This is a genomic window from Lentzea fradiae (assembly GCF_900100955.1).
Classification (GTDB): domain Bacteria; phylum Actinomycetota; class Actinomycetes; order Mycobacteriales; family Pseudonocardiaceae; genus Lentzea; species Lentzea fradiae.
Genome location: NZ_FNCC01000021.1, coordinates 16,979 through 38,250, shown reverse-complemented (window position 1 = coordinate 38,250; position 21,272 = coordinate 16,979). Strand labels below are relative to the sequence as shown.

At 66.2% G+C, this 21,272-nt stretch carries 20 protein-coding genes and 1 pseudogene; 9 read left to right on the top strand and 12 right to left on the bottom strand.

The window, feature by feature from the left end; all coding sequences use genetic code 11:
* Positions 1–47 precede the first annotated feature (47 nt).
* Positions 48–1,184 carry a hypothetical protein gene (locus BLT23_RS36550; protein WP_090059253.1) on the bottom strand — a complete coding sequence of 379 codons (1,137 nt, stop codon included), beginning with the start codon at positions 1,182–1,184 and terminating at the stop codon, positions 48–50.
* Between the two features lie 85 nt (positions 1,185–1,269).
* Here BLT23_RS36550 and BLT23_RS36545 point away from each other — a divergent pair, with 85 nt between their 5' ends.
* Positions 1,270–3,711 carry a tetratricopeptide repeat protein gene (locus BLT23_RS36545; RefSeq protein ID WP_176947093.1) on the top strand — a complete coding sequence of 814 codons (2,442 nt, stop codon included), beginning with the start codon at positions 1,270–1,272 and terminating at the stop codon, positions 3,709–3,711.
* A gap of 1,561 nt (positions 3,712–5,272) precedes the next feature.
* Here the strand turns inward: BLT23_RS36545 and BLT23_RS36535 are convergent.
* Both BLT23_RS36535 and BLT23_RS42350 read right to left on the bottom strand, forming a co-directional pair.
* A complete protein-coding gene (locus BLT23_RS36535) occupies positions 5,273–6,046 on the bottom strand; it encodes a HEPN domain-containing protein (protein WP_143036163.1) in 774 nt (257 codons plus the stop codon).
* A 176-nt stretch (positions 6,047–6,222) separates the two neighbouring features.
* Positions 6,223–6,441, bottom strand: coding sequence for an ATP dependent DNA ligase (locus BLT23_RS42350; RefSeq protein ID WP_090059241.1), 219 nt, complete (start codon positions 6,439–6,441; stop codon positions 6,223–6,225).
* An 8-nt stretch (positions 6,442–6,449) separates the two neighbouring features.
* Here BLT23_RS42350 and BLT23_RS42215 point away from each other — a divergent pair.
* A pseudogene (locus BLT23_RS42215) lies at positions 6,450–6,629 on the top strand (aldo/keto reductase); the annotation flags it as partial.
* Positions 6,630–7,362: 733 nt separating this feature from the next.
* Here the strand turns inward: BLT23_RS42215 and BLT23_RS40350 are convergent.
* The 3 genes from BLT23_RS40350 to BLT23_RS36525 all read right to left on the bottom strand — a co-directional run bounded on the left by BLT23_RS40350 (position 7,363) and on the right by BLT23_RS36525 (position 11,109).
* Positions 7,363–7,833 (bottom strand): hypothetical protein, encoded by a 471-nt coding sequence (locus tag BLT23_RS40350; RefSeq protein ID WP_143036162.1) that lies wholly within the window; start codon positions 7,831–7,833, stop codon positions 7,363–7,365.
* A complete protein-coding gene (locus BLT23_RS40345) occupies positions 7,823–9,184 on the bottom strand; it encodes a PIN-like domain-containing protein (protein ID WP_143036161.1) in 1,362 nt (453 codons plus the stop codon). Before BLT23_RS40345 ends, BLT23_RS40350 begins: the two co-directional genes overlap by 11 nt.
* Positions 9,185–9,576: 392 nt before the next feature.
* Positions 9,577–11,109, bottom strand: a complete 1,533-nt coding sequence (locus BLT23_RS36525) for an MFS transporter (RefSeq protein ID WP_176947092.1) — start codon at positions 11,107–11,109, stop codon at positions 9,577–9,579.
* A 496-nt stretch (positions 11,110–11,605) separates the two neighbouring features.
* Between BLT23_RS36525 and BLT23_RS36520 the strand changes: the two genes are divergently transcribed.
* Complete coding sequence (locus BLT23_RS36520) at positions 11,606–12,808, top strand: hypothetical protein (protein WP_090059235.1); 1,203 nt, start codon at positions 11,606–11,608, stop codon at positions 12,806–12,808.
* Here the strand turns inward: BLT23_RS36520 and BLT23_RS36515 are convergent.
* Positions 12,796–13,260, bottom strand: a complete 465-nt coding sequence (locus BLT23_RS36515) for a MarR family winged helix-turn-helix transcriptional regulator (protein ID WP_090059233.1) — start codon at positions 13,258–13,260, stop codon at positions 12,796–12,798. The two genes, BLT23_RS36520 and BLT23_RS36515, sit on opposite strands and share 13 nt — an antisense overlap.
* A gap of 117 nt (positions 13,261–13,377) precedes the next feature.
* On the opposite strand from BLT23_RS36515, the gene BLT23_RS36510 reads away from it, so the two are divergent.
* A complete protein-coding gene (locus BLT23_RS36510; RefSeq protein WP_090059231.1) occupies positions 13,378–14,283 on the top strand; it encodes an NADP-dependent oxidoreductase in 906 nt (301 codons plus the stop codon).
* A 13-nt stretch (positions 14,284–14,296) separates the two neighbouring features.
* Entirely contained in the window at positions 14,297–14,524 is a 228-nt protein-coding gene (locus BLT23_RS41455; protein WP_090059230.1) for a hypothetical protein, read from the top strand.
* A 292-nt stretch (positions 14,525–14,816) separates the two neighbouring features.
* Here the strand turns inward: BLT23_RS41455 and BLT23_RS36500 are convergent, their stop codons facing one another.
* From BLT23_RS36500 to BLT23_RS36485, 4 genes are read right to left on the bottom strand one after another with little or no spacing between them, the layout of a single operon-like run.
* The gene (locus BLT23_RS36500; protein WP_090059229.1) at positions 14,817–15,551 is read right to left on the bottom strand and encodes a zinc ribbon domain-containing protein; all 735 of its coding nucleotides are present in this window, start codon (positions 15,549–15,551) and stop codon (positions 14,817–14,819) included.
* Positions 15,548–16,375: a Nif3-like dinuclear metal center hexameric protein gene (locus tag BLT23_RS36495; protein WP_245744547.1), complete on the bottom strand. Its 828-nt coding sequence runs from the start codon at positions 16,373–16,375 to the stop codon at positions 15,548–15,550. Before BLT23_RS36495 ends, BLT23_RS36500 begins: the two co-directional genes overlap by 4 nt.
* A complete protein-coding gene (cobC, locus tag BLT23_RS36490; RefSeq protein WP_090059228.1) occupies positions 16,372–17,367 on the bottom strand; it encodes an Rv2231c family histidinol phosphate aminotransferase CobC in 996 nt (331 codons plus the stop codon). Before cobC ends, BLT23_RS36495 begins: the two co-directional genes overlap by 4 nt.
* Before the next feature lie 49 nt (positions 17,368–17,416).
* The gene (locus tag BLT23_RS36485) at positions 17,417–17,623 is read right to left on the bottom strand and encodes a hypothetical protein (protein ID WP_090059227.1); all 207 of its coding nucleotides are present in this window, start codon (positions 17,621–17,623) and stop codon (positions 17,417–17,419) included.
* A gap of 86 nt (positions 17,624–17,709) precedes the next feature.
* On the opposite strand from BLT23_RS36485, the gene BLT23_RS36480 reads away from it, so the two are divergent.
* The 4 genes from BLT23_RS36480 to BLT23_RS36465 all read left to right on the top strand — a co-directional run bounded on the left by BLT23_RS36480 (position 17,710) and on the right by BLT23_RS36465 (position 20,395).
* Positions 17,710–18,162, top strand: coding sequence for a low molecular weight protein-tyrosine-phosphatase (locus BLT23_RS36480; protein WP_090059343.1), 453 nt, complete (start codon positions 17,710–17,712; stop codon positions 18,160–18,162).
* Complete coding sequence (locus BLT23_RS36475; protein WP_090059224.1) at positions 18,141–18,875, top strand: fructosamine kinase family protein; 735 nt, start codon at positions 18,141–18,143, stop codon at positions 18,873–18,875. Before BLT23_RS36480 ends, BLT23_RS36475 begins: the two co-directional genes overlap by 22 nt.
* An 83-nt stretch (positions 18,876–18,958) precedes the next feature.
* A complete protein-coding gene (locus BLT23_RS36470; protein WP_090059222.1) occupies positions 18,959–19,405 on the top strand; it encodes a helix-turn-helix domain-containing protein in 447 nt (148 codons plus the stop codon).
* Between the two features lie 165 nt (positions 19,406–19,570).
* Complete coding sequence (locus BLT23_RS36465) at positions 19,571–20,395, top strand: SURF1 family cytochrome oxidase biogenesis protein (protein ID WP_090059220.1); 825 nt, start codon at positions 19,571–19,573, stop codon at positions 20,393–20,395.
* Here BLT23_RS36465 and BLT23_RS36460 read toward each other — a convergent pair.
* Positions 20,303–21,235 (bottom strand): cobalamin biosynthesis protein, encoded by a 933-nt coding sequence (locus BLT23_RS36460; protein ID WP_090059218.1) that lies wholly within the window; start codon positions 21,233–21,235, stop codon positions 20,303–20,305. The genes BLT23_RS36465 and BLT23_RS36460 overlap by 93 nt on opposite strands.
* Positions 21,236–21,272 lie beyond the last annotated feature (37 nt).

Genomic DNA, 21,272 nt, shown 5'->3' with positions numbered 1-21,272 from the left:
GGCATCTACAGATCTTGACCATCCCCTACTCGTGAAACACGGTCGGATCAGGTGCATTGCGCGAAGCTCAGCAGGTCCACGAAGAAGGTCTGCAGCATTTCGGGTGCCTCTGGCTGCCCCAGCTCGAACCCGCCGAATCGGTAGACCTCGTACCCGCGCAGCCGAAGCTTCCGGTCCTCAGCAACCATCAGCGAGTAGAGCCGCGGCGAGGCGGTGTCGCCCTCCGCGTAGTGCTGCTTGCCGTCGACTTCGATCACTACTCGGCCGCCGTTGGGAAGCAGCAGCAGGAAGTCCATCCGCTCCCTGGCGAGCACGCCGGGCCGGCCACCCCGTTGTTTCCACGTCGAAGGGTCGTAGTGCAGGTAGACCTGCGGCAGAAGTGCCGGTACATCAGCCCCCCGCTCAGACTTGTAGAGATCTCGGTAGGTCTGGAACAGGGTGTACTCGACAGGGTTGTCCTTGACCGACGCCGCGAGCCGGTTGTAAAGACTTCTCGCGACATCCTGTTGCGAGGAGTCGCCGAGGCTGTTCGTGGCACGCCACCAGTCACACAGCTGGCCCCAGGTCAATCCCGAGGAACCCAAGGGCCGGTTGTAGAACAGGCAATGCTCGGCGTTTCTGGTGACCTCGATGATGTTGTCGATCGCGTCCCGCAACACGATGTCCGGCTTCGGCCCGGTGGACGCGAAGATCAGGTTGCGGATTTGACCATCCGTTGCGCGCAGGCCCTTTTGCCCGCGCTGCTTGTCGTCCAGGTCGTCGAGCCGTTCGAAGATCGGGTTGAACAGTTCGTTCAGGTAGCCGCGGCGGGCTCCCCAGCCACCGGAGCCACTCATCCCCTGAGCACTCCAGAAGCCATGAAATCCTTTGAAATCCCGGAAAGGCGGGTTGAACGGCACCCCGAGGCGCTTGAGGACCGTCCGCAGCGTCCTCAGAACCGCTGAGATTTCGTCGTCGCTGAGCGTCTGGCTGCTGTCCGTGCCGTACGACTCCAGCTCACCGTGTGCGAGGCGGCCCAAGTCCATCGCCGCGTCGATGTCGCTCGGCTCTGCCTGCGATGCGCCTCGAACAAGTTCCAGCCGACCGATGTGCAGGACATCCCTGAACCTGTCGGGTGACCACGGATCGCCGTTCAAGGGCCACGCCGGATCTTCCTCCGACACGACGAACCAGCTCGACCTCACGCGGCCCAGTTTAGGCCGACCCTGGAACGACAGGAGCCCGACCAAACGAGCCCGCGAGCGTGCGCCACGCTGGCAAGCTAAGGGAGTGCCGACCACATCGCCCGACGACGAATCAGCTCAGACGAACAACACGATCTCCGGCTCGGTGTTTGGCTCTGCGGTACAGATCGGGCAGGTGCAGGGCGACTTCCATGTGCATCATCATCCAAGCAGTCACCAACGCACGACTAGCGAGTCGTCGCGATGGAAGCCTGACCCGCTCTTCGTGGGACGAAAGCAGGTTCTGAAGCACCTGCGGAGCTTGCTGAGGCTGGGAGAAGCAGGCGACACCGCGCCTGTTGTGCTTCACGGCATGACCGGCAGCGGCAAAACGAGCGTTGCCACTCAGCTAGGCGCTGAAGTTCCTGACTCGGTCACTTCCGTCTTCGTCGACGCGTCGAGCCGAACGTCCCTGCTGGAAGAGCTTCGTCGCCTGGCCGGCGCCTCGCAGCAAGGTGCGTTGATGGACGACAGTGTGATGTCAGCCGCGGGGCCGGTCACTCCAGAGCTTCCTGTGTCATCGGACATCTTGTTGATCTTCGACGGCGTTTCGAGCACCGACACGCTGCGGGGAATCGTGCCGAGAAGCGTCGGATGCAGGATTCTGATCACCAGCACGGTGCGATACCTCGACCACGGCTACACGCACGTCGAACTGGACGACTGGACAGCCGACGAAAGCAGTGAATACCTGGCGATGGTATTGCCGGACAGCCCGGACGGCGACCGCGCGCTTCTCGCTGCAGCGCTTCACCACCATCCGCTCGCACTTACGCAGGCAGCGCACCACTGCAGAGTGCTAGCCCAATCCGTCGGTCCGTTCCTCGCACGTCTCGCGAAGGAACCAACAGGCGCGCTTGGGCTAGGTGAGGCCAGCGGACACCGCCGCACCACGATTCGCTCCATCGAGATGAACATCGAATTGGCAACGACGACCGAGCCTGCCGCAGGAGATATTCTGACACTCCTCGCGCATCTCGGTGCCGAACCCTTGCTGGCCTCGTTCTTGGAACGCGAGTTCCCGCTGACCTACGTGCGAACATACGGCGCGAGACGAGCACGATGGCACAAGCGACTGAAGAAGTTCCTTGGAGAACATCGGCTGGCCACCTGGTCCAAAGCGAGAGCGATGAACAACGCTCTCATACGAGACCGTGCCTTCGCGGCACTGCTGCAGCTATCACTGATCAAAGCCACTGGTGACGGATATCTGATCCACCCACTGGTGGCAATGGTGGCCCGCGCACGCGCTGGCAACCCGCTGCCATGGCTGCAGATTGGTTTTGGCCTGTTCGCTGAGCGCATCGGAGACGTTCACACTGAAGTCCACGACCACAGGGATGCTGATCTTTGCCTCGGCCATTTGATCGAACTCACCTCGACGGCGATTCGCCACGGTTACCACGGCACCGCCGTGATCGAGTCTTGCGTCCATCTCGCACGGAGGCTCGCGGTCCTCGGTGGAACAGAGGAATCCAGGACCGCCGCCCAGTTCGCCCGGCATGTTCTGGCGATCTTCGCAGGCCCCAATCCTCCGCGGACTACCGTCGGGGTTCCCCAAGTGCGTGCGCGACTCGCACTGGCCCTCATCTCGTTCCGGAACGGCGACGCGTCGGAAGCCCTCGCCTGGTGCAGTGAGTGCCTCGCGATCAGCGCCAAAGCCGGTGACATCTTCCACTACGTCACCTCGATTCGTTTCCTGGGTGAGATCGCGTCCGTGGTGGGCGAGCACGACCTGTCGAGGCATGTGCTCGACATCGTTAACCGTGAACGCCGCCGCCCACACCGGATCGATATCCGAGTCAGCCTCGCCAACACTTGCACGCGGATCTTCCTGTCAATCAATGAGATCGCCGAGGCGCAAGCGTGCAGTGATTGGGTTCTCGATCAGCTGACCTCCTACCGACTTCCAGCGGCAGTCCATCAATCCGCGCTCCAGATGGCTGCTCTTCTCGCAAGGACGGTCGACGATTCCGAGGCGTGGCTGCGCCACGAGGTCGCCCTACTCGACATTCGCAGGGCAGAGCAGTCGAACGGCAGACGGCCAGACCGGTGGTTCGTAGAGTCTCTGCACTCCACCGCCGACGCGGCGATCCGGGCGAACAGGCTTCAGCTTGCGCAAGAGCTCCTTGACGAGGCAGTGGAGACGGCTGAAAGCACCTTCGGAGCGGGAAGCGAGAACTACGCGAACGTCCTCGCAGTCAGAGGGCGTTTGCGCCTTCACCAACAGCGCTACCCCGCTGCACTGCGCGATCTCACCTACTGCGCCGACTTCTTCCGCGCGCAGCCACCACCGGCCAACCACATGATCTCGGCCGTTCTCATTCATCTGGCGCTCGTGCTTTCCGCGACCGGAGCGCGGGCCCGCGCCATCGCCGCTGCCACCGAGGCATACGAGTTCGATCTCGCTCACTTCGGTCCGGATCACCCAGAGACTCTGATGGACCTCGACGTACTCAACCGCGTCAAGGCGCCCCGTCACGGCTGACATGCGACCGGTCACCGACCATTACGGGCGGTTCCAGCGCTGGCACAGCGGACCACAACCCATCTGAGCAGCCCGACAATCTTGTCGATCGCCCACAAGCGACCGACGCTCCGTCCCGTGATCAGCGGTTCTGTCTTGCCTGACTGACGACCGCCGCATCCGGCAACGAGGGCAAGTACAGAGTCAGCTGTCCCCTCAGCTCCACCCTCAACTGCCAGCCTTGGGAGCGTGACTCTCGCGCCAGGGACACATGTGGATCAGGCTGTCCCCCGTCCCTATTGTGCAGATACTTGCTGGTAGCTGCCAGCAAACACAGCATGAGGCCCGTCCCGCGTGACCACTGTGGGACGAGCCTCATGTGCCGAACGGGCCAGGTGGCCTACACAGGGCCACGAAGAGCTACATGGCTGAATAGTGTGCGACTTCGTCCTCGGACATCGGAGTTGATCAAGCGGATGAGGATTCTTCAATCCTCATCCGCTTTTTCGTTCATGGCGTCAACCGCTGGGCGCGCGGACCCGCTATCGAGCACACCTCTCGACGCAATGCAGGTTCCACATCATTTCGGGCAGCGTCAGGCCGCTATCTGGGCCCGCGAAGAGCAACTACAAATCAGCCATGGAACAGGTCGAATGCCGACTCCTGGACGGCCGGCTCACTGGGCGCGCATGCACAGGATTCCTTCAGAGGCCGCAGACGCCGGCCAGCCCGAGCCGCACCGCGCGGCGGCCGACACTACCGGTGTAGGACCCGAGTCGCTGCGCTACAACCTCACGCCGGCATCCGGCGACCTCGACGAGCTAATGCTCGACGACCGGGACCTGTACGAGCAGGGAAGTCCACTAACGGGTTAATGGCACGCGGCATAGGCGTGTAGGCGGCAACCGCTTGTCTACGCTTCTCGTACGCATCCCTAGGACTACATCAACGTCGAGCTGGGCTCGTTCGCGGTCCGCTAGCTCGGACAGCACGGCTCCGGATCCTGACAGAGAGCGGCGATGGCGAGACCTCGTGGCAAGAAAGGCTACACCGGCGCCTCGATGGGCGGATCGATCGTGCGGATCCCGCGCACCGGCCCGTTGCAGCGCAACAACAAGTCGTGCCCGGTGTGCTACTCAGTCGCCCATCAGCCGTGCCGTCAGGTGGTCTCCAAGCCTCGGGCGGCGGTGCTGAAGCTGGGCAGGCCGATCCCGACGATGCACCGTGCCCGCTCAGGCAAACCCGCGTCGGACACGCCTCAGCAGCCCGGGCCACGCCGAACTCCCGCACGCAGGCGCTCGCAGGAACCGGTACCGATCGAGCGCCTGCACCCAGACCGGGCAGAGTTCGTGCCGAAGAACCTCCGCGACGGCGGACCGCTGACAAAGGCGTGGAGCCGCAACAACTCCGACGCCCTTCCGCGAGCTACGAAGCCGTGACCAATCCGTACTCCGGCACAACGGCTACAGGTCGACGTACTCGCCGCGATCGAGCATCCACGACTGCACTTGTGCTCGTCGTAGCGCTGACGTGCGGCTTCGGTCCGTGAGGTCGGCGGCCAGCCTGCCTCACCGGTGCGAGGCTACTGCTCCGACTCGTCGACGCCGCCGTGCGCCGCGGCGTGGTCGACGAGTTCGGCAACCTGGTCAAGGAGGGCGTCGAGTTCCTCAGCATCCGGCAGTGTCCCTCCATCGCTGTACCGAGCAGCGGGTCGCAGGCTTTCCAGCCGCTTCATCGCCGGGTACCAGTCAGGCGACCCGTTGCCGTCCCGCCGCGTGTACCAGTTCAACCACGTCAGGCGGGCTCCGTGTGAGGCCCGCTTCTGGATCGGTACGACGTGCAACAGGTGCATCGCCTTCACCGCGAGCTCGGCGGCCGCGAACGCCGCCTCCACGGCGGGGCCTGGTCGGCTCGCAGCGACGGACTCACGCGCGGCGGCCACGAAGTCCCGTGCAAGAAGCACGTGATCACGCACCCGTGGCTTGTCCCGGCGCAGGTCGAACGTCACGATGTGCCCGTGGCCCGGCACGGCGGCGAAAGCCATCCAGCCCGCCGCCGGGTCGATATCGAAGGGCCGCAGGTCGCTGATCTCTTCGATGTCCTCCGCGAGCACCTCCTCGCCAGCGGCGATGTCGCGGCGCATCTTGACCTTCGCGGTCACGGTCGCCCGTTCGTTCAGCAATACCTCGACCTCGCCGCCGGGAGGCATCACGATCAGCGCCTGTCGGACCTGGTCGGTACCGATTCCCGACTCACCGGAGTTGAGGTACGGCGTGATCCACAGGTCAAACATCTGCTGAACAAGCGAGCCAGCAAAGGAATCCGGCGTCTCCACGGCCTCGTCCACATCACTCACACCGTTGAGGCTAGGCGCGCGGCACCTCGTCGAGCATGCGCTTTATCCCGACGCCGACGTTGTAGCAGGCCAGCACCAGGTCAACCTGACATCGGGGAATCCAGGCGCACGTCACCTGCATCTCGGTCGGGACCAAGCCAGCGCCACACAGGCTGTCGCAGGCGGCGACCGGCCGGTCAACGCCAACCGTGGGACTGGCCTTGGCCGACCAACACCGACCGCGTCCACTGCACGGCGCGGGCGTCCTCGCGAGTCAGAGGGCGCTCGAATGGCGGATGGGTCTTGCTGCGCTCGGCAAGGCACCACCGGAGTTCAACTCGCTCGCTGTCCTTGAAGCCGGCACTGATGCGGCCGATGTAGGTCAAGCCGTTGTCGGTGTACGCGCCTAACAGCAGGCCAACGAACGCGGTGCATCCCGCCGCGAATCACGACCGCGGCCGAGGACTCGTTGCGGCGCCTGGACGCCGACCACATCGATCCCTACCAGATGTACTGCTGCGACCCGTCAGTCGACCTCGACGAACCGCTGGGCGCGCTCACCGACCTCGTCCTCACGGAGAACACTCTTTGCCGGCCAACCTGACGCAAGGCCCTGACGACTAAGAACTAAGACGATCGACAAGACGCCCCCGGCGCAAGCAATACACTTAGCGCTTGATGCGGATCTATGTTCAACCAAGCATCGATACGTGCGCGCATCTCATCAAGTATTACGCATCGGATAGCTGAGCCCACGGCAAGGATTTAGGCAGCGATCGCATGAAATCGTCATGCCCCACGCGAAACCCTCTCCCAGACTCGCATAGAGTTCAGATCTAGTTAGTGTGTACGAGTGAATCCTGGCATCAGGCTGATTCGGCCGCTCCACCAAGGAAACTTCGAGCAGTTCAGCTTCGGTTATCACCCGACAACATCGTTCTCCGTCGTAGACGCGACCTGAGATGTGTTCGCATTCCTCAGGATCCTTACCACAAACCGAACAGTGACTTTGCTTGATCACAAAGCCGGCACTCATTCCCACACGAGAGTGCGCCAGCGCTACCGGACACGCTTGGTGATATGCATCGTCCCTAAAGTCAAAACAACACCCAGCGGAAAACTCTCGACGAGCAAGCTCACCGCTCTTATCAAGAAACTGATGCGCCAGATCAAACCCATCAGAATCCCAACCTTCGAGCCAATTCATAGCGCTACTGAGAGCGACAATGGCCCGCCTGATATCTTTGTTTGCCGAATCCCCGCTGTCACCTGTCAGCGCCCGCCACAGCGCAATTCCGTAAAGTCTTCTACCTTCACTGAGAAGCTGCTGCCCAGTGTCAGACATCTTCTTGCCTGCCGAACTTGTCAATTGCTTCCAAGACGAGAGCGCCGGGCCCGCTGGCATTAAACTTTCGCTGCGATCCGTCCGGAGTGCTCTCTTCGAACTCGACGTGCAGAACCGATTTTTCTGCACGAGAACGCCCGCCAAAATAGTTTACAATCATCGTTGCGACGATGTTCGCCGGAACGTTCACCCCAACGTCGGTAACGAACGCAAGAACTGGAATCCATACCTCTGCACTATTTAAACTTAGAATCTTCCTCTGATCGCGATCGTGCTCGTATGATACTTCGACGCCTTCTTGACGGAGTAGCTTTGCAACGTCGGTTACGCTATCCGGATAAATAGGTTCACCCTGCCCGCGCCCTTGATGACTCGCAGGAATACCTGCCCGAATAACGACCGCCACCCTACGCGCCCCCTGGTCGGTTTTAAACACAGCTTGAGCATCCACGCTACCGCTCACCTTCTTTTTCGTCAGAGCCCTCATTCGCGGACTCGACATTAGTGATGTAGTCACATTCAAGCAGCGAGGATGGCACCAACTTCAACAGAGGAAGAACCTCTCTATGGACCCTAAAACCTGCAGCCCACCCAATCTCTGGTGAATCCTCGTTGTAAACCGCCCATAGCACGTCAACCGCGTCTACTTCGGCCATGTCCATACTCTTGACAAACTGAGAGAGCCGGTTTATGGGACGCGTAAATCCTCGCAAGCTTCTTTCTGGTGAGTAGCCTGCAATTTCATATACTTGCTCGCGAGACACGAACCCTGACTGCTTCACTGCAACCCGTAGTACGTCAGCCTGCACCATTGCCTCGCTGTTCAGCCTGACCAGGAGGAGTCCTAGACCTTCTACCGTCCATCCGCCACCAGGGGGTATCTCGCTGGCGCGAGATACAGCGATGTCGACCGATTCAACGTCGCGCACTACCTCGTCGCTTGTGCTTACCGAAAAGAAGTCCTGCCCGTACTGTAGAAGTTGAGCTGGCCGAAGCATCAAAAAACGCTGACCCGTCCTTCGGTACATCTCTTGCACGAGCTCGATACGCGGCCCTCTCCGCTCACCTCCTTCCATTCTCCACCAATCCTCTTTCGTGTCCGCAGTGATCAGAACAACGCTCTTCTGACGATTCTCCCCTTCAAGAAGTATCTGCTCCCATACAAGATAGTCACCTGCCGCGCGATCTCCTTCCTTCTTCTTATCCTTGTATCCCGGTGGCTCTTCAGCCGCAACTCGGCGAAGGCCCTCCGTGACCGCCTTCTTGTAAAGCGACTCCTCCATCGCTGGTCCAACCCGCCCCTTAAGGATCGGCTCCAGCGACTTCAACACCATGTCGTCGGACGTGTCTCGACTGAAATCTGCCGTTACCATGACGGAATGGGCCTGCATTTCCTCAGCGACCTGAGCAAACCCGTCCTCAATGTGGCCGACAAGTTTCTTTGCAACTTCCATAGGCAGCGAAACACGATTAGACCAGGCCTGGAGCGCATTGACGGCCTTACGACTATGTTCTTCGAGTTCGTCAATCGTCTTTTCGGAATCCCCAGGATCCCTCATGACAGATTCCCTATTTCGCCAGAACTCGACTAGAACCTGATGCGGAACCCACAACTGGGCGGACACCTTCTCAAGAACACTCACGAGATTCGCCCTCGAATCCGCGGTATACCTGTATAGGTTTAGCAAGACATTGGCATCTGGTACGATTAGACCTTCGGCGAGTACGCGTGCGATCTCATCGCGCCCCACAGTCCGATATCCTTCAAATCCCTCGAAGAGACCTCGATCGACCTGCGTACCATCGTCTGCCATGGCTCCGTGATCGAGCTTGGGTGCTGAGACGTTACAGAAGTGCGATGTGGACCCGAGTGGACCCGAGTGCTGAGAGGCACCTCCTGACAGCAGAGCCGTCCCGTGAGGTCTCGCCTGCCAACCCTCTCACAGACGCCGACAGGTCATCGGGACGGCTCATCTGCACGACGTCCCGACGTCCCGACGCACGTCTTCGCAGCTCAAGCATTCAGCAGCAGCATGCGAGGCCCGTCCCGCATGGCCATCGCAGGACGGGCCCCGTGGGCAACCGGGGTCAGGTGAGCCTACCTAGGACCAGGAAGCGCTACGTGGGTGAATAGTGTGCGACTTCGTCCTCGGACACTTCTACCCCCACGGGGTTGATGGAGACATCAGCAACGTGGGGGTTTTGCTTATGCGGGGCCAGCCGTGGTGTCCACCCGGTTGACCAAGGTAAGCACTGCCGCTCCCACGTACACCGCGCAAGCAGTGATCATCGCCATGGAGAAGCCCTCCGTCAGCGAAGCGGCCACGGCCGCGAACCCGCCGAACACGGCAACCCCGAGCGCACTGCCGATCTGACGCATCGTCGTCAGCACAGCGGTGGCCGCGCCCGCCAAAGCCGCAGGCGCGAGACGAAGTGTCATCACCGTCGCGGCGGCAAGCCCCACATCGACGCCGAACCCGACCACGAAGAGGGCGATGGCCAGTTCCGGGAGCGCTGACGGGGTGCCGGAGAGGTGCAGATAGCCGGCCGCCCCGCACAGCAGTCCGACGATCATCGGCAGGAGCGGGCCCGTGCGAGCCGTGAACCAGCCGGCGAAGAGCGAGCCGGAGATCGAGCCGGCCGCGACGACGGCGATCATCAGGCCGGTGAGGACCGGGGAGAGGTGCAGCACCTGCTGCAGGTACAGCGTGACGAGGAAGAACATGCCGTAGAGGCCGAAGTTGAGCGCGGCACCGGTCAGGGCCGTTCCGATCAGGCCGCGGTCGCGCACGAGAACGGTGGCGAGCAGCGGTTCGGGATGCCGTCGTTCGACGCGCAGGAAGGCCAGGAGCAGGGCGAGGCCGCCACCGGTCAGGGCCGCTCCCGACACGAGCTCGTTGTGTCCCAGCTCGATCACACCCGCGACGAGCGCGCCCAGACCCGCGAACGACGTGAGCTGGCCGACGACGTCGTAGCCGGCGCTCGGTGTCGTTTCGGTCTCCCGCAGGCTGCGGAAGCTCAGCACCGCGGTGAGCGCGCCGAGCGGGACGTTGATCCAGAAAAGCGTCTGCCACCCGGCACTGGTGACCAGCACTCCGCCCAGCAGCGGACCGAGCGCCGCGGCGACGCCTCCCAGGCCGCCCCAGATGCCGATCGCGCGAGCGCGTTGCGCCGGTTCGGGAAAAGTCGAGCGCAGCAACGCGAGCGAAGCGGGCATCATCCCCGCGGCACCGATGCCCTGCACGCCCCTGGCCGTGATCAGCAGCCAGTTGTCCGTCACCACCGCGCACATCGCCGAGCTGATCGCGAACACGACGATGCTCACGACGTAGACGCGGAGAGCCCCCAGCCTGTCCGTCAGGGCCCCGCCGCCGAGCAGGAACGCGGCGAACACGAGCGTGTAGGAGTCGACGATCCACTGCAGTTCGCCGGGGCTGCTGCCAAGGTCGGTCTGCATCGTGGGCAGCGCCACGGTGACCGCCGTGGAATCCAGCAGCACCAGGCAGAACCCCATGCAGAGCACCAGCAGGGCGAACCGGCGCCTGACCGCCCGATGCCGCGGCCGCGCACCGAACCGGCGCTTCCCCAGCCCGTCCCCGCCCAGCAACGCCTCGGCACGGCGCGTGGGCAGGGCGGCTTCGCCGTAGCTGACCAGGGTGGTGGCCACCACGTCTTCGAAGAGTTCGCCCCGGATCGGGAGGATTCTGGTGGCCGACTCGTTCTCGATCTCCGTGTTCACGTGCGTCGCCTCATCACAGAAATCCCATTCCGTCCTCCCGGACGCGAGCATGGCGACCGAACGACTCAGACCGAAGAGAGCCGCTCACACCGATGGAACATTTTCGAACGCGTTCCGCGCTAATTTTCAGCGCGCGGCAGGCGACGCCTTTGCACGGCCTGACGTCGAGAGTCTCTTGGCCCTGCGGGATCTTGGCGCGCTTCACGTTTTACAGTCCTGTCGGCGGCACGATCAAGAGTCCGATGGACAAACTCTTTTGCCCGACATTGTCTCAAATGGCAGGCCGGAGGAAGGTTTATCGCAAAACCAATTGAGACCTCGCAGATCGCCGCAGGGGTTTCGGTGGAATGGGGAGTTGTGCGATTCGGGGGCGCCGGGCGGAACGGACGTGATCAGTCCCACGCCGATCGCACTGCCCTGTCTCTACTGGTTCGGGCGACATCGAACGCGGAGCCGGGTCCGTAACTGGATCGCGGCAGGCGTCGATGTCCAAGGCATGCACGCAACTGGCGACGACGGCGTCGTGCTCAACGCGGAGTTCGAGATCGAAGCCGAGGGTGGCCTCTTCGCGTTGGTCATGAAGAGCGCGGGTGGCAAGGTCACCAACAGCCCGCACGCCCGCAACCACCAGTACAACCTCGTTCTGACGCTGCTGCTCCGCCGACTGGGAGCCCTGGACGCGGTGCTGGAGGACGGGGTCGTCGACTCGGCCGTCGCCAGGAAGCTGCCCGAGGCCGAGCGCAGGATCGTCCAGACTCCTGTTGCGCTGGCGACCGTGCCCAGCTTCGGGGACCTGCGGGCGAAGCTCGGCAGCGCGCAGGCCAAGATCGGCAGGAACGCGTCCGGCAACGCCACCAAGCAGATCCGGCTCAGGTTGCGCGTCCCCGGTTACACCGCCGACGACGCCGACCGGCTGGCCGCCGACCTGGCTCGACCGGCAGACCGCGGCGCGGTGCCGGACGCGGTGACTCTGCTGCGGTCGCTCATCGGGGACCCCATCAAGACGGCGAAAGGCAGCGTCAACACCATCATCGAGGTCAACCACAAGCAGGTTCTGGTGAGCACCGACCGCTCCCCCGAAGGACAGTGGGTCGACGTCAGGGATGTCGAGAACGGCGTCGAGAAGCTCTACGCCCGGCGCTCCGTCCCCATCAACGTCGAAGAGCTCGGCCATCGTTCGGCGTTCGTCGGGGCGGTGTTGCGGACCATCCCCGGAACGGTCACGTCTCTCCGGCCCGCGACGGTCTCACTGCAGGACGTGGAGTTTCCGCCGCACGTCCGCGAGTTCCCCGAGTCCGACGGCATCGCGTTGGTCAAGATCCGCAAGGAGCAGGCCGAGCTGCGGAGGTTGTTGCTGCGCGGGCGGACCAGCGCGCCGTGCGACCTGTGCGGGCACGACTTTCCGGGGAACTTCCTCGTCGCGGCGCACATCAAGAAGCGGTCGCTGTGCAGCGAGGCCGAGCGCAACGACCTGACGAACGTGGCGATGCTGGCCTGCACGTTCGGTTGCGACAGCCTGTTCGAGACCGGGTATGTCACCGTGGACGGCACGGGACATGTCCGTTCACGGTTCGAGGAAGAGCTTCGCGGGCGGCTGCGTGATCACTTGAGCGACCTGGACGGACGTCGGTGCGGGGCGCACGACGGCCAGTCGGAGCCGTACTTCGAGTGGCACCGCGCGAACGTCTATCTCGGGTAGCCGGCTCGGGGGTCGAGGGACTGCGCGACGAGTGCGGTGATGCCGCCGAGTTGTTCCACCTGCTGCTCGGTGAGCCGGCTGAACAGGTGCTCGCGCAGCGCCGCGTAGTAGCTGGGCGCCGCCTCGCGGTACTTCTCCAGGCCCGCCGGGGTCAGTGAGGCGATCGTGTAGCGGGTGTCGGACGGGTCGGACTCGCGTACGAACCAGCCGTGCTTCTCCAGGCGGGAGGCAATGCGCGACAGGTGTGACGGCGTGACGCGGGACAGTTCGGCCAGTGAGCTCATGGTGTGGGTGCGGTCTGTGTGGTGCGACAGGCACCAGAGGATCAGGAACTCGTAGTGGCTCAGGCCGTGCTGCTTGAGCCGTCCCTCCAGCGCCGCGGGAAGCCAGAGCAGGACGGACAGCACCGACTCCCACGTCTGCGCCTCGGCCTGGTCGAGCTCTCCGTCCACGGACGCGAAGGTACCACCCGAACACTTTCCACGGAAAGTGACTCAGGAGACACTTGCTGCGGAAAGTAATCCACTCTAAGTTACTTTCCACAGAAACTATCTACCTGAGGAGCTTCCATGCGTGCAGCGCGCTACCACGACTACGGCACGGCGGAGGTGCTCGTGGTCGAGGACGTCCCGGAACCGCACGCGGGTCCGGACGAGATCCGGGTGCAGGTCAGGGCGGCCAGCGTCAACCCGGTCGACTGGAAGCTGCGCTCGGGGGTTGCCCGTGCGTCGTTCCCCGTCGAGTTCCCGGCGATCCCTGGACGGGACGCGGCAGGGGTGGTGGATGAGGTCGGGGAGAACGTCACGGGGGTCACTGTCGGTGATCGGCTCTTCGGGCTTGGCGGGCTGTTCGGGGCGTCCGCTGAGTACGCGGTCCTCGCGGCTTGGGCGGTGGTGCCCGACGCGTGGAGCTTGGAGCAGGCCGCTGGCGCTGGACTGGCTGTCGACACGGCCGTGCGGGCGCTTGATGCGCTTGGGGAGTTGGCTGGACGCACGCTGCTCGTTGAAGGTGCGGCTGGTGGCGTGGGTAGTGCGGCGGTGTGTCTGGCTGTTGCGCGTGGTGCCACGGTGATCGGCACGGCGAGTACGGGCAAGCACGACTACCTGCGCGGGTTGGGGGCGTTGCCGACCACCTATGGCGACGGGCTGGGTGAGCGGGTTCGTCAGCTCGCGCCCGCTGGTGTGGACGCGGTGCTCGACACGGCTGCGTCCGGGTCGCTTGCCGATCTTGTCGCGATTGCCGGTGGTGCGGACCGCGTTGTCACGGTTGCCGATGCGGAACGGGCCGCCGCGCTCGGTGTTCGCCACTACTACGCCGAGACCAGCTCGGCCGCGCTTGCCGAAGGTGCCGCGCTCGGGGCGCGGGGTGGGTACACGCCGCACATCGCCGCGACGTACCCGTTGGAGAAGATCGCGGAGGCGCACCGGGAGTCCGAGCTGGGCCGGACGCAGGGCAAGATCGTCGTCACGATCTGACGGAAGGACGGGTGTGGCGCCGGAACTCGTGGAGATCGCCGCCGCGTCGATGCCGCGGCGCGTGGAGGTGTTGCGGCAGCTGGCCTCCGCCGGTCTGCCGTTCCGGGTGCCGGAGCCGCTCACGCCGGTGACCTCGTTCGGCGACCGGGCCCGGGGGCCGTCGTGGTGCGGCCCCGACACCCCCAGCCCCATCCGGAACCGGCCACCCGACAACGTGCCCTGGCTGGAGGCCGTCAGATGACGGGGGAGCTGGACCTCAGGACCGAGACAGACCTCGGCGTGTGGTTCCAGCACACCCGGTATCGCCTGGTGGGAGGACTGTCCACGCCGAGACCTCTTCTGGGATCTCGATCCCGGCGGTGGCGATGCCCAGCTGAGTGGGACTCTCCCCCGACCACCGGGCGGTCGCCGCTCCGGCGTCGCACCTGAACGCGACGATCTGCCGCGAGGGGTCCAGGACCTGCCGCACGTCCACTCTCACGACGACCCCGCAAGCAACGCCGGAGGAGTCCTGTGTGGACGCCGGAACGGGTTCAGCTCTGCTCGCTCACGCGGACCAGGATCGCGCCGCACTCGTCGCAGCGCACGACCTCGTCGGGCGCCGCCTCCTTCAGCTTCGACACCGCGCCGCGGTCGAGCTCGATGCGGCAGGCGCCGCAGCTGCGGGACTGGAAGACGGCCGCGCCGATGCCGCGCTGCTCGCGCTGGCGGTCGTAGAGCTTCAGCAGGTCGTCCGGGAAGCCCTTCGCCATCACCGAGCGGTCGGCGGCGCGGCGGGTCTCGGTGGTCTCGAGGTCGGCCAGCGCGGTGTCACGGCGGGCGGCGGCCTCCTCCAGGGCGGCGCGGGCCTTGTCGAGCTCGACGCGGGCGAAGGAGACGTCCGCCTCGACGGCTTCGCGGCGTTCCATGAGCTCCAGCAGGTCGTCCTCCAGGATGCCCTGGCGGCGCTGGATGGTGGCCAGCTCGTGCTCCAGGTCGGTGAGCTGCTTGGCGCCGACGGAGCCGGACTGCATCAGCTTGCGGTCGCGGTCGCCGCGGGCGCGAACCTGGTCGATCTCGGTTTCCTGGCGCTTCACGTCGCGGTCGAGGTCGCCGAGGGTCGTCTCGACGGCGACCAGCGCGTCCTGCTTCGCGCGGACGAGCTGCTCCGCCTCGGCGATCTCGGCGATCTCCGGCAGCGTGCGGCGCCGGTGCGTGACACGCGCCAGTTCGGCGTCGACCGCGGCCAGGTCGAGCAGCCTGCGCTGCACTGCGGGGTCGGCTTTCACGCATGTCCTCCTGCTGCTGGGCTCGTCGCGCCTACGGTCCACGGGTCGGTCCGGCGAGTGGAGACGAGTACGTCGACCCTACCGCCGAACGCGGTGCGCAGGATTTCCGCCGCCTGCTCGCACCACGGCCACTCACTGGCCCAGTGCGCCACGTCGACCAACGCCGGGCCGCCGGACTCGATGTGCTCGCTCGCCGGGTGGTGGCGCAGGTCGGCCGTCACGTAGACGTCGACGCCGGCGCGCGTGACCGCGCCCAGGAAGCTGTCGCCCGCTCCCCCGCACACCGCGACGCGCTTGACCAGGCGTTCCGGGTCGCCTGCCGCGCGGACGCCCTGCACGGTGGCGGGCAGGGCGGCGGCGACGCGCTGGGCGAAGACCCGCAGCGGTTCGGCTTCGGGAAGTTCGCCGACGCGGCCGAGGCCGGTGTCCGCGGACGGCTCCGCCGGGTCGAGCGGGCCGGTGACGGTGAGGCCGATCGCACGGGCCAGTGCGTCGGAGACGCCGGGCAGGGCCGAGTCGGCGTTGGTGTGGGCGCAGTACAGGGCGGAGCGGTTGCGGATGAGCTTGTGGACCAGCGCGCCCTTGGGGTCGTCGGCGGGGACTCCGTTGACGCCGCGCAGCAGCAGCGGGTGATGGGCGAGCAGGAGCTGGGCGCCGGACTCGACGGCTTCGTCCACTGTGGACGACGTCGGGTCGACGCACACCAGCACGCGCGTGACCTCCTCCTCGGGGTCACCGCACACCAGGCCGACCGCGTCCCAGCTCTCGGCGGTCTTCGGCGGGTACGCGTCCTCCAGGACCGCGACCACGTCGGCGAGCTTCACGCCAGTTCCTCCATCACTACCCGCAGCGCGTCCACGAACAGGGCGAACTCCTCCGGCGGACGGATCGCCACGCGCAGGTACGTGTCGTCGAGCCCGGGGAAGGTGTCGCACCGGCGCGCCGCGATCCCCTTGTCCCGCAACGCTTCCCTCGTGCCGCGCGGAACCCGGACCAGCAGGTACGGCCCCTTCGGCGGCACGACGACGAGATCTCCCAGTGCCGCCACGGCGAACGCGGCGTGCTCGGCGCCTTCCAGCGCGAACCGCGCGGAGTCGGCCAGGGCCTCCGGCTCGCAGCACGCGGTGATGGCCTCCAGCGTGAGGCTGCCCACCGGCCAATGAGGACGGCCGTGCGCCAGCCGCGCGAGGGTCTCGGGGTCGCCGAGGAGGTAGCCGGCGCGCAGACCGGCGAGGCCCCACGTCTTGGTGAGGCTGCGCAGCACGAGCACGTCCGGGTCGTGCGCGAGGGACTCGGGCTCGCCGGGGACGGCGTCCATGAACGCCTCGTCGACGACGAGCCTGCCGGGCAGCGCCTTGAGCGCGGCGGCCTCGTGCAGCACGGACGTCGGGTTCGTGGGGTTGCCGATGACGACCAGGTCGGCGTCGTGCTGCACGTCGCGCAACCGGAAGTCGCTGGAGAGCAGCACGTGCTCGACCGGGATTCCGGCGTCGCGGAACGCCACCTCCGGCTCGGTGAAGCCGGGGTGGACGATCGCGGCACAGCGGGGCGCGAGCTTCGGCAGCAGCGCGAAGCCCTCGGCGGCGCCGTTGAGCAGCAGGACCTCGTCCGGCGAGCGCCCGTGCCGGCGTGCGACGGCCGCACGGGCCCGCTCCTCCGCCTGTCCCGAGGGGTAGCGGCCGAGCCCGTCGAGCGCCGCGGCCAGCCGGTCACGCAGCCAAGCGGGCGGGTGCGGCACCCGCACGTTGACGGCGAAGTCGGCGAGGCCGGGTGCGGCGTCGACGTCACCGTGGTGGCGCAGATCTGGGCTGGTCATCGCCCGAGATACTAGTTCGTCCTCCCGGGGCGACCAGCTCAGCACCACGTCACTGCATGTAGCGGCGGAGCTCGGTGAGGTGGCTGATCAGCTCGTCCAGCTGGAACGCGTCGAGCTGCGCGGACTCACCGGGCGGGGTCCGGAAGCAGATCCGCCCCTTCTCGTTGAGGTACACCTCGAACGCACGACGGCGCCCAAGGGCGTCGGTGCACCCGATGATCTCCCGCTGCGGGGGCACGTCGGTACCAGTCTGCATGGGGCGGCCTCCAGGTCGTTTGTCCGTACATCTTGCGACAGCGGTTGATCGTTACCGTGCGGCGGCACCGCCTAGGCTGGGGTGTCATGCACGTCTCGTTCGTCTGCACCGGCAACATCTGCCGGTCCCCCGTCGCGGCATTGGTGTTCCGGGAGTGGCTGTCGCGGGAAGGATTGTCGTCCCGGGTCGAGGTGTCCAGTGCCGGAACGGGTGGCTGGCACGCCGGCGACCCCGCTGATCCGCGCGCGCTGAAGTCGTTGGCGGACAACGGGTATCCGACCGACCACGTTGCGGCACAGGTCTCCGAGCGGCATTTGGGCGCAGATCTGCTGGTAGCGCTCGATTCAGGGCACGCGCGGGCGTTGCGGAGGATGATCGGTCCCGACCGGGTGAGACTGCTCCGTTCGTTCGACCCGGATGCCGACGGAACGGATGTACCGGACCCCTATTACGGGGGTACCGAGGGCTTCACCGAGGTCTTGACCATGGTCGAAGCGGCGATGCCGGGACTGGTCGCGTGGGTCCGCGAGCGGCTTTGAGGACGAAAGTCCAGTCGCCGTCCGCCACCGCCGCGGAGGCCGCCGGGTTGCGCTGGATCGCCGTCGAGGGCGGCCCGCCGGTGCCGCGCGTGCACAGCGCGGACGGCGGCCGGCTGGTGATCGACGAGGTCCCGGCCGGCTCGCCGGATCTTCAGGCGGCCGTGACCTTCGGCCGCCGCCTGGCCGCACTGCACCTGGCGGGCGCCGAGGCGTTCGGCGCACCTCCGCCGGGCGGTCCCCGTGAGGCGACGATCGGTGCCGCCCCGATGCTCAACGAGCCGGCGCCCGAGTGGCCGTCGTGGTTCGCGTCACAGCGCATCGAGCCCTACGCGCGCCAGGCGGGCATCGACGTCTCCGAGGTGTGCGCGCGGATCGGCGAGCTGGCCGGACCCGCGGAGCCTCCCGCACGGCTGCACGGCGACCTGTGGAGCGGCAACGTGCTGTGGGGCGCGGACGGCCAGGTGTGGCTGATCGACCCGGCCGCGCACGGCGGGCACCGCGAGTCCGACCTCGCGATGCTCCGGCTCTTCGGCTGCCCGTTCCTCGACCACGTGCTGGGCGCTTACCGGGAGGTCGCGCCGCTGGCCGACGGGTGGGAGCGGCGGGTGCGGCTGCACCAGCTGTTCCCGCTGCTCGTGCACGCCGTGTTGTTCGGGGGTGGGTACCGGTTGGAGGCTCAGGCCGCTGCCAGGGAGGCGCTGCGGGGTTCATGACCCGGTTCCAGCTCACCCGATAGCGCGTTGCGTTTGTTTCGAATGCTGCGGATAATTCGGATAGCGGAAGGGAGGGCAGCTCGATGGGATCGGCAGCACTGCAAGCCGTTCAACCTGACGATGACGACGTCGTCACAGCGCGCGCTGCGATGACGCGGGTCAAGACGTACCTGCAAAGTCATCACGACGACGAGGGCGATGTCCGCGTTCGCGTCGAGGAGAACGACGACGTGCTGGTGCTCCCGCGCGCGGCGGTCGAACTCTTCGCCCAGATCCTCGCGTACATGGCTGCCGGGCATGGTGTGTCGGTGGTGCCCGCAGACGCCGAGCTGACCACGCAGCAGGCCGCGGACATGTTGAACGTGTCACGTCCCTACCTGATCGGTCTGCTGGAAGCAGGCGAGATCGAGTACCGCAAGGTGGGTAAGCACCGTCGCATCAAGGCGGTGTCGCTGGTGGAGTACATGCGCACAGACGACCAACGGCGGCGGCGTGCTGCCGACGAACTGTCGGCGCTCACGCAGGACTGACCTGAGTCCGAATTTCAGAGCGCGACACGACGAAGGGCACATCGCGGTCGACCCGTCCGTGAGCGGGACCGGCACCGAAACCCGTCGACCGAGCCGGGACCACTCGCGAACGCCGCGGCGTGACCCAGTGCCGCGAGGCGCGGCTCACGCATCTACCGTGGTGACGTGCGGTTCAAGTTCCTCCTCAAGCCGGGTTGGCTGGCGCTGACCCTGGCCGTCTGGGTCTTCGCCGGGGTCTGCGTCTACCTGCTGTCCCCGTGGCAGTTCGGCCGCAACGACGAGCGCCAGGCGCAGAACTCCGCCATCACCGAGTCGCTGAAGAGCGACCCCGCCGCGTACGGCGGCCAGCACGCCGAGTGGCAGAAGGTCGAGCTCAAGGGCCGCTACCTGCCCGAACTGGAGGCGTTGGCGCGGCTGCGGACCGTGCAGGGCGAGGCCGCGTTCGAGGTCATCACGCCGTTCGAGACGTCGACCGGGCAGCGGGTGCTCGTGGACCGCGGGTACGTGCGGCCGGTCAACGGGATCAAGCCGCCGGACTTCGCGGCGCCCCCCACCGGTGAGGTCACCGTCATCGGGCTGGCCAGGGGGAACGAGTCCAACGCCACCCCCGCGTTCGACCAGGACGGGCGCAGGCAGATCTACTCGATCAACAACGACGCGGTCGGGCCGGGTATTCAGCCGGGGTACTTCCAGCTGATCGAGGACCAGCCGGGGGCGCTCGACGTACTGCCGCTGCCGCGTCTTGAGTCGGGGCCGTACTTCTCCTACGCGTTGCAGTGGATCGCGTTCGGCGTGATGGCCGTGGGCGGGTGGTTGTACTTCACGATCCGTGAGGCGCGGCCGGGTGGCGTGCTGCACGAGAGCGGCACGAAGAAGCGCAAGAAGTCGATCGCCGAGCTACTTGCGGAGGACGGCGATGAAGGCGCTGACGAGGCCCGCGCCGAAGCCGACGACGCGGGACAGCTCCACGGCTCGCGTCACGTGACCTGAGTCCGGGTTGCGGCCGTGGCCCATGACGGGGCGTTCTTCCACGCCGTGGGCGTAGACGGTGCGGCCGCCGAGGCGGATCTCCAGTGCGCCGGCGAACGCGGCTTCGACCTGGCCCGCGTTGGGTGACGGGTGGGCCGCGGCGTCACGGCGCCACGTCTCCAGGGCCTGGGTGGCCGAGCCGCCGACGACGGGGGCTCCGCCGACGGTGAGCAGGGCGGCGAGGCGGGCCGGGAGCAGGTTCAGCAGGTCGTCGAGGCGGGCGGAGGCCCAGCCGAACTTCAGGTGCCGGGGCGACTTGTGGCCGACCATCGCGTCGAGGGTGTTGGCGGCGCGGTAGCCGAGCAGGCCGGGCACGCCGGCGACGGCGCCCCAGAACAGCGGGGCCACGACGGCGTCGGAGGTGTTCTCGGCCACGGACTCGACGGTGGCCCGCGCGAGGCCGAGGGTGTCCAGGCGGGAGGCGTCCCGGCCGCACAGGGACGGCAGGCGGGTGCGGGCGGCCTCGATGTCGCCCTCCGCCAGCTCGCGGCCCATCGACGTGCCCTCGGACGCCAGCGAGTTGCCGCCCAGGACGGTCCAGGTCGCGGCGGCGGTGGTGAGGGTCTCCAGCAGCCAGTGACGCTTGGCGAAGCGTTCGGCGGCGACGCCCGCGGCCACGGTGCCGCCGACCAGCACGGCCGTGTAGACGGTGCCGGCGGCCTTCGAGTCGGCGTGCAGGCGCTTCTCCAGGGCCGCCGCGGTGCTGCCGAATGCCGCTACCGGGTGAAACCGGCGTGGATCACCGAAGACCGCGTCCGCTGCCACGCCCAGCAACAACCCCAACGCGCGCCCAGCACCCACGACACCCTCCCCAGCTCGTCCACGGCACGGTAGCGCC